The 14,175-nt window shown below is 51.1% G+C and carries 10 protein-coding genes; 8 read left to right on the top strand and 2 right to left on the bottom strand.

Annotated elements, in window-relative coordinates; genetic code table 11:
- Nucleotides 1–2 precede the first annotated feature (2 nt).
- Nucleotides 3–1,142: a glycerate kinase gene (locus AC5JPW_RS21720; RefSeq protein ID WP_494243147.1), complete on the top strand. Its 1,140-nt coding sequence runs from the start codon at nucleotides 3–5 to the stop codon at nucleotides 1,140–1,142.
- Between the two features lie 47 nt (nucleotides 1,143–1,189).
- Here the strand turns inward: AC5JPW_RS21720 and barA are convergent, their stop codons facing one another.
- Entirely contained in the window at nucleotides 1,190–3,949 is a 2,760-nt protein-coding gene (gene barA, locus AC5JPW_RS21715) for a two-component sensor histidine kinase BarA (protein ID WP_494243146.1), read from the bottom strand.
- A gap of 56 nt (nucleotides 3,950–4,005) precedes the next feature.
- Here barA and rlmD point away from each other — a divergent pair, with 56 nt between their 5' ends.
- The 7 genes from rlmD to eno all read left to right on the top strand — a co-directional run bounded on the left by rlmD (nucleotide 4,006) and on the right by eno (nucleotide 12,996).
- On the top strand, nucleotides 4,006–5,304 hold the full coding sequence (gene rlmD, locus AC5JPW_RS21710) for a 23S rRNA (uracil(1939)-C(5))-methyltransferase RlmD (RefSeq protein WP_494243145.1): 1,299 nt from the start codon (nucleotides 4,006–4,008) through the stop codon (nucleotides 5,302–5,304).
- A 52-nt stretch (nucleotides 5,305–5,356) separates the two neighbouring features.
- Complete coding sequence (gene relA / locus AC5JPW_RS21705; RefSeq protein WP_494243144.1) at nucleotides 5,357–7,591, top strand: GTP diphosphokinase; 2,235 nt, start codon at nucleotides 5,357–5,359, stop codon at nucleotides 7,589–7,591.
- 176 nt (nucleotides 7,592–7,767) lie between these two features.
- The gene (locus tag AC5JPW_RS21700) at nucleotides 7,768–7,956 is read left to right on the top strand and encodes a hypothetical protein (protein ID WP_494243143.1); all 189 of its coding nucleotides are present in this window, start codon (nucleotides 7,768–7,770) and stop codon (nucleotides 7,954–7,956) included.
- Entirely contained in the window at nucleotides 7,946–8,551 is a 606-nt protein-coding gene (locus AC5JPW_RS21695; protein WP_494243142.1) for a DUF4225 domain-containing protein, read from the top strand. Before AC5JPW_RS21700 ends, AC5JPW_RS21695 begins: the two co-directional genes overlap by 11 nt.
- Before the next feature lie 397 nt (nucleotides 8,552–8,948).
- Nucleotides 8,949–9,758, top strand: coding sequence for a nucleoside triphosphate pyrophosphohydrolase (gene mazG / locus AC5JPW_RS21690; RefSeq protein ID WP_494243141.1), 810 nt, complete (start codon nucleotides 8,949–8,951; stop codon nucleotides 9,756–9,758).
- Between the two features lie 223 nt (nucleotides 9,759–9,981).
- Nucleotides 9,982–11,619: a glutamine hydrolyzing CTP synthase gene (gene pyrG, locus AC5JPW_RS21685; protein ID WP_494243140.1), complete on the top strand. Its 1,638-nt coding sequence runs from the start codon at nucleotides 9,982–9,984 to the stop codon at nucleotides 11,617–11,619.
- Between the two features lie 78 nt (nucleotides 11,620–11,697).
- Complete coding sequence (gene eno, locus AC5JPW_RS21680; protein WP_494243139.1) at nucleotides 11,698–12,996, top strand: phosphopyruvate hydratase; 1,299 nt, start codon at nucleotides 11,698–11,700, stop codon at nucleotides 12,994–12,996.
- Nucleotides 12,997–13,062: 66 nt separating this feature from the next.
- Here the strand turns inward: eno and AC5JPW_RS21675 are convergent, their stop codons facing one another.
- Complete coding sequence (locus AC5JPW_RS21675; protein WP_494243138.1) at nucleotides 13,063–14,172, bottom strand: SDR family oxidoreductase; 1,110 nt, start codon at nucleotides 14,170–14,172, stop codon at nucleotides 13,063–13,065.
- Between the last annotated feature and the right edge of the window lie 3 nt (nucleotides 14,173–14,175).

Genomic DNA, 14,175 nt, shown 5'->3' with positions numbered 1-14,175 from the left:
TTATGAAGATTGTTATCGCACCTGACTCTTATAAAGAAAGTTTGAGTGCATTAGATGTTGCGACCGCCATTGAAAGCGGATTTCGCGAAATTTTTCCAACGGCGGAATATGTAAAATTGCCGGTAGCGGACGGTGGCGAAGGGACAGTTGAAGCCATGGTTGCCGCAACCAGTGGACGTATTGTCAATGTTGCGGTAAAGGGCCCACTGGGTGAGCACGTTGACGGTTTTTATGGTCTGTCTGGTGATGAAAAATGTGCATTTATCGAGATGGCTGCTGCCAGCGGTCTTGAACTGGTTCCACCCGCACAGCGCGATCCGCTGATCACCACGTCGTGGGGGACCGGTGAACTGATTCGTCACGCATTGGACGCGGGTGTAAAACATATCATCATCGGTATTGGCGGGAGCGCCACCAATGATGGCGGTGCCGGTATGGTGCAGGCGCTGGGTGCGAAATTGCTGGATGAAACTGGCCAGCAGATTGGTCCCGGCGGCGCTGCTCTGGAAATGCTTGCCAACATTGATGTGCGCGAGCTGGACAAACGTCTGGCTGACTGCCGCATTGAAGTCGCCTGTGATGTGACCAACCCGTTGACCGGAAAAGAAGGGGCATCAGCCATCTTCGGGCCACAGAAAGGGGCGACACCGAAAATGATCGCCCGTCTGGATCAGGCGCTGGGCCATTTTGCAAAACTCATTGCGCGGGATCTGGATCTGGATGTCCTGAATCTGGCTGGCGGTGGTGCAGCTGGCGGTATGGGCGCTGGGCTCTTTGCATTCTGCGGCGCGGAATTGCGCCAGGGCATTGAGATTGTGACCGATGCACTTGCCCTGGATTCCCATGTTGCAGATGCTGATCTGGTTATCACCGGTGAAGGGCGCATTGATAGCCAGACCATCAACGGCAAAGTGCCGGTTGGGGTGGCCAGAGTCGCCAAACGCTATAATGTCCCGGTTATCGGTATCGCCGGAAGCCTGACGGCTGACGTGGGTGTGGTGCACGACCACGGTATTGATGCGGTGTTCAGCGTGATTTATAAGGTCTGTTCACTGGAAGATGCGCTGGAGAATGCGGGAGAAAACGTCCGCATGACCGCCCGCAATGTGGCAGCGGTATTAAAAATCGGACAAAGCAAGTAACGCATCTTCGTCATTTACCCTCTCCTTTTGGGAGAGGGTATCAACCATTATCCCATCAATTTACGCGTCTCGCGGGTCACGTTATCCATCTCATCAAGCAGTTCCAGGAACTCAGGTTCTAAATCCTCTGCTGGTACTCCACTGCGCAAATGGTGCTCTATCAGCTTACAGAGATTTTTGAGGCGTGGAACGCCACTGTAGCTGCAACTGCCATGGAGCTTATGGATGGATTCCATCAGACCATCCGGCTCCTCGCCGACCAATTGTTCCTCAACTCGATTGCGGATTTCCGGTAAAAAGGCGACCAACATTTGCAACAGTTCGCGGGCAAGGTCGGTTTTACCTGCTGCCTGGCGCAGGGCAAGCTGCCAGTCGAGCGTCGCGTCTTCGTTTACCACCGGTTCTGCCACTTTGGCTATGTCGGCTGTAGGAGCGACGCTGGTGGTGACCGGATCGGGTTTATAGCGCTGCAACAGGTTATGCAGTTTGTCTTCTTCGATGGGCTTCGCCAGATAATCGTTCATCCCGGCGCTGAGCAGTTTCTCTTTTTGCCCGGCCATGGCATGGGCGGTGACCGCAATCACGGGTGTTTGTTGCTGATGGGGTAACTGGCGGATAAGTTCGCAGGCACGGATGCCATCCATCTCCGGCATCTGGATATCCATAAGGATAAGGTCAAACTGCATTTGTTTTGCCCGCTCCAGCGCCTGCGCACCACTGGAACACACTTCAACATGCTGCACCTGATCTTCCAGCAGTACGCCGATGAGCTTCAGGTTGGCGGGGTTATCATCCACGGCCATGACTGACATCGGCAGTTTGCTTTCATCAACAAATGGCGTGTGGCGTGCCGAGCGACAGTATTCAGTTAAAGCCGGTAGCAGACGTGTGGCGGTCAGTGGTTTTTGCAGACAGGCGGCTGCGCCATCCTGTTTAAGCTCTTCTGCATTGATTTGTGCATGGCATGGCAGCGCCAAAAGCAGATAGTCGGTCATCGATTTGGCTCTCGCCAGCCGCTCATGTTGCATGGTCAAAGGTTCACGGAACGTGACTGGTACTGACATCAGTAGGATATCGTAATGATCTGGCGGTAGGGCTGAGAACGACGGGCTGTAAATGACTTCAAGCGGCGTTGTACCCAACACATCCAACGTGCTTTGTGCAGCCGCTGCATTCGGTTCGATATAGGCCAAACGCTTACCTTCAAGGCAGCCCGTAACAGGCCCTTCAGTAATAGCATTGGGGTTCAGATCGAGGTTGATATGGAACCAGAAGGTCGAGCCGCGATTAGGCTGGCTATGGAACGAGATATCGCCGCCCATCTCATTGACCAGGCGTTGGGTAATGACCAGGCCCAGTCCTGTTCCGCCGTGGCGACGAGAAATGCTGGCGTCGGCCTGACGAAACGCCTGGAACAGACGCGACTGATCGCGCTCAGGAATGCCGATGCCGGTGTCACGGATCTGTACTTCAATCTGCACTTTGTTGTTACTGATGGAGCGTCTTTCCACCAGAATATCGATGTTGCCGCTTTCGGTGAATTTTATGGCATTACCCACGATGTTGGTAATGACCTGTTGTAGGCGCAGCGGATCACCAATTACGTTATCGGGCACATCATTACGGGTGTTGAGCGTCAGTTCCAGACCTTTGTCGTGAGCCGAGTGGGCCAGCAGCGTCACCACCTCATCCAGGGTACTGCGCAGCGGGAATGGAATGCTTTCGAGGATCAATTTTCCAGCTTCGAGTTTAGAGAAGTCCAGAACGTCATTGATGATCGCCAGCAAATTATTGGCCGAACGTTCAATGGTCAGCATATGGTCACGTTGTGTCGGATTAAGCTCCGATTTCAGCGTCAGACGGGTAAAGCCAATGACGCCATTAAGCGGGGTCCGCAGTTCATGTGACATGTTGGCGAGGAACTCGGATTTGATACGCGCCGCCTCCTGGGCACGTTTTTTCGCCAGATCCAGTTCAACGTTCTGGATCTCCATCTGTTCCAGCGTTTCGCGCAGGTCCGATGTCGACTGATCGATATTATGCTGCATCTCTTCGTGGTAGGCCGCCAGCGACATGGCCATCGAGTTAATGCCGTTTTTCAACATATCGAGCTCGCCGAGCATAAAGCCCTCAACGCGGCTATCCAACTGACCGCGACGGATGCGATCGACCGTGTTGACCATATTGCGAATGGGGCTGGTAACATCGCGCATCAGCCGCCAGCCAAAAATCAGGGCGATACCAATACAGAACAAAATCATCAAGCTGGAGATAAAAATCTCTTTGTACTGTTGAAGCCGAACGGACTTGAGATCCAGTTCCAGCGCCACATATCCCAGCATGTTGCCTGCGGGTTTCGCGTCCGTCGCGGCAGATTCATCCGGTGAATACCCTTCTGAAACGATGGGTGTGCGCAGGATCATCTGATCCCCCACTCGGGTGACGGTCAAACGCCGTGGTAGTGGTGCGCCGTCAGCGAGACGAAGCCCTCGGGGATCAAGCTGGAAATTGGAGGTTACAAAGAGGTGATTTTGCCCATCATAGACAGAGATGGCGCGAACGATTTCGGAATGACGGCGATGCAGCACGCTGATGAGCTGACCAATGGCTTCCCGGTCCTGTAGTGTCATGCTGTATTCACTGGAGACCGCGAGGGGTTCAATGATACTGGCACCCGCGTCTTCCAGTTGACGCTGTAAGTCATTGTAGCGATGAACGACGAAGAAGATGCTCAGCAGCACACCGATTAACACAGTGGGGGCGAGTATCAGAATCATCATGCGCGCACGCAGGCTGTAGTTGGTCATGGGGTTCCGTTATGGGAGAATGTGGCCATTATCTGTAATTGAGAAAATTCTCGGCAATGGCGCAATTCTACTCTGCAAAACGACGTGTGACGACAAGTCAAAAAGTAACCGTAACTGTCAACGACCTCGATCCCTTTGGACAGGGGGTTGCACGGCATAATGGAAAAGCGCTCTTTGTGCCAGGATTATTACCGCAAGAGACAGCAGATGTTGTTCTTGTTGACGATAAGCGGCAGTTTGCGCGGGGTGAAGTCAAACGTCGCCACAACAACAGCCCGGACCGCGTTGCACCACAGTGTCCGCACTTTGGCGTGTGCGGTGGATGCCAACAACAGCACGCCAGCGTTGCGCTACAGCAACGTAGTAAAAGTGCTGCACTTGCCCGATTAATGAAGCGCGACGTTGAAGAGGTCATCTCCGGAACGGAATGGGGATATCGCCGCCGCGCACGTCTAAGCCTCAGTTGGCAGCCGAAGTCTCAACGTCTGGATATAGGCTTTCGCAAGGCGAGCGGCAAAGAGATTATTAATATATCGCGTTGCCCGGTGCTGGTGCCCCGTCTTGAAGCATTGTTGGTGCCGTTGCGCGAATGTTTGACACAGTTGCAGGGGGCACACCACTTAGGTCACGTTGAACTTGTACTGGCAGATAACGGTCCGCTGATGGTTCTTCGTCACACGGCACCGCTTGTTGCTGCTGATAAGCAAAAACTGGAACGCTTTTCGCATTCCGAGGGACTGATGCTGTATCTGGCACCAGAAAGCGAGATACTTGAACGCGTTAGTGGAGAAGCCCCCTGGTATAGCTCGAAGGGGCTACGCTTAATGTTCAGTCCACGAGATTTCATCCAGGTTAATGACGGCATGAACCAGAAGATGGTGGCTGCTGCACTGGCCTGGCTTGATGTGCAGCCTGAAGATCGTGTGCTGGATCTGTTCTGCGGGATGGGTAACTTTACGCTGCCTCTGGCAATGCAGGCGGCAAGTGTGGTGGGTGTCGAAGGCGTGGCAGAACTGGTGGCAAAAGCGCACGAAAACGCGGTGCAAAATGAGTTGCACAATGTGACATTTTTTCATGAAAATCTGGAAGAGGATGTCACTAAGCAGCCGTGGGCGCGTCAGGGATTTGATAAAATTCTGCTGGACCCAGCCCGTGCTGGTGCGGCAGGTGTCATGCAGTATATTGTAAAATTAGCGCCCCAAAAAGTGGTGTACGTTTCCTGTAACCCGGCGACTCTTGCCCGAGACAGCGAAGCGCTATTAAATGCGGGTTACCAGATTCGGCGGCTGGCTATGCTTGATATGTTCCCGCACACTGGGCATCTGGAATCGATGGTTTTATTCGAGCATCAGTGATTAATTTCGGCTTGCCGAATTCGGCAGGCCCGGTCCCTTAAAGGAGAGGACAATGGTTGCGGTAAGAAGTGCGCATTTGAATAAAGCGGGTGAATTCGATCCTAAAAAATGGATCGCCAGTCTGGGTATCTCCAGTCAGCCGTCGTGTGAACGCTTAGCCGAAACCTGGGAATATTGTCTGCGACAAACGCAGGGACACCCCGACGCTGAATTACTGCTCTGGCGCGGCGTCGAGATGGTGGAAATCCTCTCCATGCTCAGTATGGACATCGACACTCTGCGGGCGGCAATGCTGTTCCCGCTGGCAGATGCGGATGTCGTCAGTGAAGACGTACTGCGCGAAAGTGTGGGTAATTCCATTGTTGAGCTAATCCACGGTGTGCGCGACATGGCAGCTATCCGCCAGCTCAAGGCGACCCATACTGATTCGGTCTCATCCGAACAGGTGGATAACGTGCGTCGTATGCTGCTGGCGATGGTGGATGATTTCCGCTGCGTGGTTATCAAACTGGCTGAGCGCGTGGCTCACCTACGTGAAGTCAAAGACGCACCGGAAGATGAACGCGTACTGGCTGCGAAAGAATGTACCAATATCTATGCGCCATTGGCTAACCGTCTCGGGATTGGTCAGTTGAAATGGGAGCTGGAAGATTACTGCTTCCGTTACCTGCATCCGGCCGAATACAAGCGTATCGCCAAGCTTCTTCACGAGCGTCGTATCGATCGTGAACACTACATCGACGAGTTCGTCGGCCATTTGCGTTCTGAAATCAAAAATGAAGGCGTTAAAGCCGAAGTTTATGGTCGCCCGAAACACATCTACAGCATCTGGCGAAAAATGCAGAAGAAGCATCTGGCGTTCGATGAATTGTTTGATGTGCGTGCGGTGCGTATCGTTGCCGAGCGTCTACAGGACTGCTATGCGGCATTAGGCATTGTGCATACTCATTTCCGTCATTTGCCGGATGAGTTTGATGACTACGTGGCTAACCCGAAACCGAACGGCTACCAGTCTATCCATACTGTCGTACTGGGGCCGGGCGGTAAAACCGTAGAAATCCAGATTCGTACCAAACAGATGCACGAGGACGCTGAACTGGGCGTGGCTGCGCACTGGAAATATAAAGAAGGTACCGCGACGCCTGGCCCGCGTTCCAGCCACGAAGATCGCATTGCCTGGCTGCGTAAACTGATTGCTTGGCAGGAAGAGATGGCGGACTCCGGCGAATTGCTGGATGAGGTACGTAGCCAGGTCTTTGATGACCGGGTCTACGTGTTTACCCCGAAAGGGGATGTGGTTGACCTACCCGCAGGCTCCACGCCGCTTGACTTCGCTTACCACATTCACAGTGATGTTGGGCACCGCTGCATTGGGGCAAAAATTGGCGGGCGTATTGTTCCCTTTACCTACCAGCTGCAGATGGGCGATCAGATTGAAATTATCACCCAGAAGCAGCCGAATCCAAGCCGTGACTGGCTGAACCCAAATCTGGGTTACGTGACGACCAGCCGTGGACGCTCCAAAATCCACAACTGGTTCCGTAAACAGGACAGAGATAAAAACATTCTTGCTGGTCGTCAGATACTTGACGATGAGTTGGCTCATCTCGGTATCAGCCTGAAAGAGGCAGAGAAACAGCTGCTCCCACGTTACAACTTTAACGATCTGGAAGAGCTGCTGGCGGCCATTGGTGGCGGTGATATTCGTCTTAACCAGATGGTCAATTTCCTGCAGGCGCAGTTCAATAAGCCGAGTGCTGCTGAACAGGATGCTGCCGCACTCAAGCAGTTGCAGCAGAAAACTTACGCACCGCAGACACGCAGCAAAGATAACGGTCGCGTGGTTGTAGAGGGCGTCGGTAATCTGATGCACCACATTGCGCGCTGCTGCCAGCCGATTCCGGGCGATGAGATTGTTGGCTTTATCACACAGGGCAGGGGGATCTCTATCCACCGGGCGGATTGCGATCAGCTTCATGAGCTTCGCGCCCACGCGCCGGAGCGTCTGGTTGATGCTGTCTGGGGTGAGAGTTACTCTGCGGGCTATTCGCTGGTGGTACGTGTCACCGCGAATGACCGTAGTGGCCTGCTGCGTGATATCACCACTATTCTTGCCAACGAGAAGGTCAACGTACTCGGCGTTGCCAGTCGTAGCGACACTAAGCAACAGCTTGCCACTATCGATATGAATATCGAAATCTACAACCTGCAGGTGCTGGGCCGCGTGCTCAGTAAACTGAACCAGGTACCGGATGTGATCGACGCCCGTCGACTGCATGGCGGCTGAGCAGAGAATTAACGCCATCGAATCAGTTTCGGTGGCGTTTCTACTATACCGAGCATATTTCTGAATTTTGATCTACGAACTTAATTTAGCGTACTTTCGCGTTAGACTATCTCACGCATTAACGTTTAAAAATTAAATAATGTTATTTTATTTTAATTAAATGCACTGGAGATTTTATGTTTTACGGTTCTAAAAAGGAATTTGAACAACAAAAAAATGAATTCCTGGATGCTGCACATTTTTTGTGGATGACAGATCCATTTTATTTCAAGCAGTCAGAGTTTTTTAGCCGAATTGATAGCGTGGTCAGACAGGTTGAGACTGAAATGAAAATAAACTGTCTTTCATGGGCGGGTGGCGAGTAAATATATAAAATATAAAACGGCAGTTTTTAATTATCAGCAATCTGTTATCTTAAATGATAAAATATATTCCAAGTGGATGGCAGAGCAAGAATACAAAAGTAAACGGTCTGCAGAATTATACAAGTTATACAATAAAATAATCGGTTTTCTGGCCGGTATAGGGCAGGTGGCTACGGGAGTGGGGATTTGTGTGTCTACTGCCAGTAGTGGAATGATACCTGGTGCTTCAATGATAATGCAGGGTCTAAATAATACTTATGAAAATGGATATTACCTTGTGGTCTATGAGGAAGTCTCTGGGCCACTCAGGGATGCATACCATTATGCGGCGAACAAGACCGGTTATGATGGAAGAAAGGCGGACATTGCCTACGGCACGATAGATCTTGCTCTTTCCGGATATGGATTGTTCAGAAAAATACCCACACCACGAGAAAAATCATGGAACCTATTTGGCATTACGATAAAACAAACAGATTATGTACGCGGTGTTCGCGAAATATCTAAACCTGTCTTCATGCTTGAGAGCATCAGCGATGAATTTACTATTTTATCATTGATGCCTGCTTTTAATGAAAACGACTTGAGGCACTAAAGATGGAGCAGGATGTTATCTTTTTATCGAAGTCATGGTTTCCGGTTGTTTTTTATTATTTGGCGGGAGTGGTTTTTTTTATAGGGTGTTATCGCCTGCATAGGTGTGTTTGTCTTTATTCAAATGCGCTGTATCGCTTTTTATTTGTTGTTGTAATAAATATCTTCTGTTTAATTCATATCATAACTGGATTTTACGATGTTGTGGGCTATCGCGGATATGGATATGGATATGGGATATTGAGCTCATACGATATCGCTGGTTACGTCTCGATTCAGTTCGGTGCCATTTTTTTCGCAGTCCTAAATGCGTTATTGGTTCGGCGAATATAGTATGGGGGTGGAAGCCGCCCGCTAACACGTTATCATGAGTGAAAGTTGAAATGAAAAGAGGCTGTATGACTGTCACAATCAACAAAACACAAATTGATCGCCTGCTTGGCATCATGCAACGACTGCGTGACCCGGAAAACGGCTGCCCGTGGGACAAAGAACAGACGTTCGCCACCATCGCACCTTATACCCTTGAAGAGACCTACGAAGTGCTGGACGCTATCGCCCGCGAAGATTTTGACGATTTGCGCGGCGAGCTTGGCGATTTACTGTTCCAGGTGGTGTTTTACGCGCAAATGGCGCAGGAGCAGACACTGTTCAACTTTGATGATGTCTGTGCGGCCATCAGCGACAAGCTGGAGCGCCGTCACCCGCATATTTTCGGGGATGCCCATGCTGAAAACAGCACCGAAGTGCTGGCGCGTTGGGAAGAGATCAAAACCGCAGAGCGGGCAGAAAAATCCCAGCACTCGGCACTGGATGACATTCCCCACAGCCTTCCGGCGTTAATGCGCGCGCATAAAATTCAAAAACGTTGCTCCACTGTCGGTTTCGACTGGACTTCTCTTGGCCCGGTGCTGGACAAAGTTTACGAAGAGATTGATGAAGTAATGGATGAAGCAAAACAGGCCGTGGTGGATCAGGCCAGGGTGGAAGAGGAGATGGGCGATTTGCTGTTTGCGACCGTTAATCTTTCTCGCCATTTAGGGGTAAAAGCCGAAGTCGCATTACAAAAAGCAAACCTGAAGTTTGAGCGTCGTTTCCGCGAAGTGGAAAGAATTGTTACCGCGCGTGGCCTGGAAATGACCGGGGTTGACCTCGAAACGATGGAAGAAGTCTGGCAGGAAGTAAAACGCCAGGAAACTGATCTCTAACGGATTTATGCGATCAAGCGCTATTTGTGTGATTTTTTAAATAACAAGCGCTTGATTTGCGTCAAAAACATTTAGCCGAAAGTGGCTATTTTCTCACTCCCTATATGAGTTTTGGCTGAGACAGGAGACCGAGAATGAAAGTTTGTGAGGCTCGTCCTCTTCGGGTATACTACTTTCCCGTCCTGGTTATTCCATCGTTTCACCCTAACTTCTCAGGTTCAGCATGACAACGAACTATATTTTTGTGACCGGCGGGGTCGTATCCTCTCTGGGTAAAGGCATTGCCGCAGCCTCCCTCGCAGCCATTCTTGAAGCCCGTGGCCTCAATGTGACCATGATGAAACTGGATCCGTATATCAACGTCGATCCAGGTACCATGAGCCCAATCCAACACGGGGAAGTGTTCGTTACTGAAGACGGCGCTGAAACCGATCTGGACCTGGGTCACTATGAGCGTTTCATTCGCACCAAGATGACGCGTCGTAACAACTTCACGACTGGCCGTATCTACTCTGAAGTTCTGCGCAAAGAGCGTCGTGGCGACTACCTGGGCGCAACCGTTCAGGTAATTCCGCACATCACTAACGCCATCAAAGAACGCATCATTGAAGGTGGCGAAGGCCACGATGTGGTGCTGGTAGAAATCGGCGGTACCGTAGGTGATATTGAATCCCTGCCGTTCCTTGAAGCGATTCGCCAGATGGCCGTTGAAGTGGGCCGTGAGCGCACTCTGTATATGCACCTGACGCTGGTTCCGTACATGGCCGCTTCCGGTGAAGTCAAAACCAAACCGACTCAGCACTCCGTTAAAGAGCTGCTTTCTATCGGTATTCAGCCTGACATTCTGATCTGCCGCTCTGACCGTGCTGTTCCGGCCAACGAGCGTGCAAAGATTGCTTTGTTCTGTAATGTTCCTGAAAAGGCTGTTATCTCCCTTAAAGACGTCGATTCCATTTATAAAATTCCGGGCCTGTTGAAATCACAGGGGCTGGACGATTATATTTGTAAACGATTCAGCTTGAACTGCCCGGAAGCAAATCTGGCAGAATGGGAACAGGTCATTTACCAGCAGGCTAACCCGGTAAATGAAGTGACCATTGGCATGGTCGGTAAGTACATTGAACTGCCGGATGCTTACAAGTCCGTTATCGAAGCACTGAAACACGGTGGTCTGAAAAATCGCGTTTCCGTCAACATCAAACTGATCGATTCGCAAGATGTTGAAACACGTGGTGTCGAAATTCTCAAAGATCTGGATGCTATCCTGATCCCGGGTGGTTTCGGTTATCGCGGTGTGGAAGGCAAAATCGCCACTGCACGCTATGCGCGTGAAAACAATATTCCTTATCTGGGCATTTGCCTGGGGATGCAGGTTGCTCTCATCGAGTATGCTCGCAACGTTGCGGGCATGGAGAATGCCAACTCAACGGAATTTGTGCCAGACTGTAAGTACCCGGTTGTGGCGCTCATTACCGAATGGCGAGATGAAGAAGGCCAGATTGAAGTACGTTCGGAGAAGAGCGATCTCGGTGGCACCATGCGCCTCGGCGCGCAAGCGTGTCAGCTTGGCGACGACAGCCTGGTCCGTCAGTTGTATGACGCGCCTACCATTGTTGAACGTCATCGTCATCGCTACGAAGTGAACAACCTGCTGTTGAAACAAATTGAAGCTGCGGGTCTGCGTGTTGCAGGCCGTTCCGGCGATGATCAGTTGGTCGAGATCATCGAAGTGCCAAACCATCCGTGGTTCGTCGCTTGTCAATTCCACCCGGAATTTACTTCTACGCCGCGTGATGGGCACCCACTGTTTGCAGGCTTCGTGAAAGCCGCCAGTGAGTTCCAGAAGCGTCAGGCGAAGTAAGAGTTAGAACGGCAATGCACCCATCCGGGTGCATTGTTTGTCTGGAGTTTTAGTTTAACTTGTACTGAGGAAATCCTAATGTCCAAAATCGTTAAAGTCATCGGTCGTGAAATCATCGACTCCCGTGGTAACCCGACTGTTGAAGCTGAAGTTCACCTGGAAGGTGGTTTCGTAGGTCTGGCTGCTGCTCCGTCAGGTGCTTCTACGGGTTCCCGCGAAGCGCTGGAACTGCGCGATGGCGACAAATCTCGCTTCCTGGGTAAAGGCGTACTGAAAGCGGTTGGCGCGGTTAACGGCCCGATCGCTCAGGCAATCCTGGGTAAAGATGCGAAAGATCAGGCTGGTCTTGATAAAATCATGATCGACCTGGACGGTACTGAAAACAAATCTAACTTCGGTGCTAACGCAATCCTGGCCGTATCTCTGGCTGCTGCTAAAGCTGCTGCTGCCTCTAAAGGCCTGCCGCTGTACGCACACATCGCTGAACTGAACGGCACCCCGGGCAAATACTCCATGCCGGTTCCGATGATGAACATCATCAACGGTGGCGAGCATGCTGACAACAACGTAGACATTCAGGAATTCATGATTCAGCCAGTTGGCGCGAAATCCCTGAAAGAAGCTGTACGTATGGGTTCAGAAGTGTTCCATAACCTGGCTAAAGTTCTGAAATCCAAAGGTATGAACACTGCAGTTGGTGACGAAGGTGGCTATGCGCCGAACCTGGGTTCCAACGCAGAAGCTCTGGCTGTAATCGCTGAAGCTGTTAAAGCTGCAGGTTACGAGCTGGGCACCGACATCACTCTGGCGATGGACTGTGCAGCATCTGAATTCTACAAAGACGGTAAATACGTTCTGGCTGGCGAAGGCAACAAAGCATTCACCTCCGAAGAATTCACTCACTTCCTGGAAGATCTGACCAAACAGTACCCGATCGTGTCCATCGAAGATGGTCTGGACGAGTCTGACTGGGCTGGCTTCGCATACCAGACTAAAGTTCTGGGCGACAAAATCCAGCTGGTTGGTGACGATCTGTTCGTAACCAACACCAAGATCCTGAAAGAAGGCATCGACAAAGGCATCGTTAACTCCATCCTGATCAAATTCAACCAGATCGGTTCTCTGACCGAAACTCTGGCTGCGATCAAAATGGCGAAAGACGCTGGCTACACCGCTGTCATCTCTCACCGTTCTGGCGAAACTGAAGACGCGACCATCGCTGACCTGGCTGTTGGTACCGCTGCTGGCCAGATCAAAACAGGTTCTATGAGCCGTTCTGACCGCGTTGCTAAGTACAACCAGCTGATTCGTATCGAAGAAGCACTGGGCGAACAAGCTCCGTACAACGGTCGTAAAGAGATCAAAGGTCAGGCATAAGCCTGTCTTTCTCTGAAATGAAAATGCCAGCCCTCGGGCTGGCATTTTTTTTACCTGCGGTCACCGTTATTTAAAATCGACGGCCATTTGCTGCGGAATAGAAAGCCCGCGGGTAGTTTGCACGCACTGAGCGATGTAGTCAGTAAAGCGCGGCGGCTTCGGCATCCCCAGTTCAATCAGTTTGTCATTGCTAAAGCGGACGTTCAGCATGGCAAACGCGCCGTATAAGCGCATGGCCTTGAGCATCAGGCGTTCATTACAGGGGCCAAAGATGTTTTTCAACTCACGACGCATCTTCACCAGCGTCTCATAACTTACCTGCGTGTAGACATCTTTAACCGGTGCTGTTTCCAGTGCAGAAGCCATTGCAGCGTCAATGTCAGCAAACTTCACGCTGTTCTCTTCACCAGCGGAAATATGGATCACTTCCCCCGCTGGAATGTCGCTTTTCAGCAACATGATTAGCGCATCAGCACAATAATCCACTGGCACCACATCAATACGGTCATCCAGCGAGCACATGAATTTTTGCAACATCAGTGCCATGCTGAATACCCAGAAAATGCTGCTGGAAGGCTGGCAGCCAAAGTGTGTGTGACCCACGACAATTGACGGACGAGCGATCACCAATGGCAATTCTGGATACGTTTTACGCATCAGGTGCTCAATCGTTGATTTAGAATGGGTATATTCCACCAGATGTTCAGCATTTTCTTTGAATTCACGGCTTTCGAAAACTAATGAGTCCGCTTCCGGCGCGCAGGACATCGCTGTGCCGACGTGCAGAAAACGCTGCAACCCTTTCACTTTCGCCATGCGACCGGCAAAGGCCAGTGTGCCTTCCACGTTCACTTTCCAGATTAGTGGGTTGCTGCCGAAAGAGGCAACAGCCGCGCAGTTCAGCACATGGGTGACACCGTCCAGTCGTGGATCGTTGAGGAAGTGTTCCGGCGTGCCTAAATCGCCGAGGAGGATATGCTCAGCCGTCAGCGAGTCCAGTCGCTCTTCGCTGATATTAAATTTGCGCATATTTTCTTTCACGCGCTCGACACCGGCCTGACTATCTGCGGCCCTGACTAAAAGTAAATAATTGATTTGGCTATCATCATTCAGTATTTTTTCAAACACTGCGCCACCGAGAAACCCGGTAACACCTGTTATCAGTAGAGTGTTCATTAT

The sequence above is a fragment of the Phytobacter sp. genome (genome assembly GCF_059074235.1).
The sequence above is the reverse complement of the archived record's forward strand: the minus strand, read 5'-3'. Positions and strand labels throughout refer to the sequence as shown.

What these genes read in the sequence shown, in the direction of transcription:
- AC5JPW_RS21720 (WP_494243147.1), top strand. Translation starts at nt 3, where the DNA reads ATGAAGATTGTTATCGCACCTGACTCTTATAAAGAAAGTTTGAGTGCA.
- barA (WP_494243146.1), bottom strand. Translation starts at nt 3,949, where the DNA reads ATGACCAACTACAGCCTGCGTGCGCGCATGATGATTCTGATACTCGCC.
- rlmD (WP_494243145.1), top strand. Translation starts at nt 4,006, where the DNA reads ATGGCGCAATTCTACTCTGCAAAACGACGTGTGACGACAAGTCAAAAA.
- relA (WP_494243144.1), top strand. Translation starts at nt 5,357, where the DNA reads ATGGTTGCGGTAAGAAGTGCGCATTTGAATAAAGCGGGTGAATTCGAT.
- AC5JPW_RS21700 (WP_494243143.1), top strand. Translation starts at nt 7,768, where the DNA reads ATGTTTTACGGTTCTAAAAAGGAATTTGAACAACAAAAAAATGAATTC.
- mazG (WP_494243141.1), top strand. Translation starts at nt 8,949, where the DNA reads ATGACTGTCACAATCAACAAAACACAAATTGATCGCCTGCTTGGCATC.
- pyrG (WP_494243140.1), top strand. Translation starts at nt 9,982, where the DNA reads ATGACAACGAACTATATTTTTGTGACCGGCGGGGTCGTATCCTCTCTG.
- eno (WP_494243139.1), top strand. Translation starts at nt 11,698, where the DNA reads ATGTCCAAAATCGTTAAAGTCATCGGTCGTGAAATCATCGACTCCCGT.
- AC5JPW_RS21675 (WP_494243138.1), bottom strand. Translation starts at nt 14,172, where the DNA reads ATGAACACTCTACTGATAACAGGTGTTACCGGGTTTCTCGGTGGCGCA.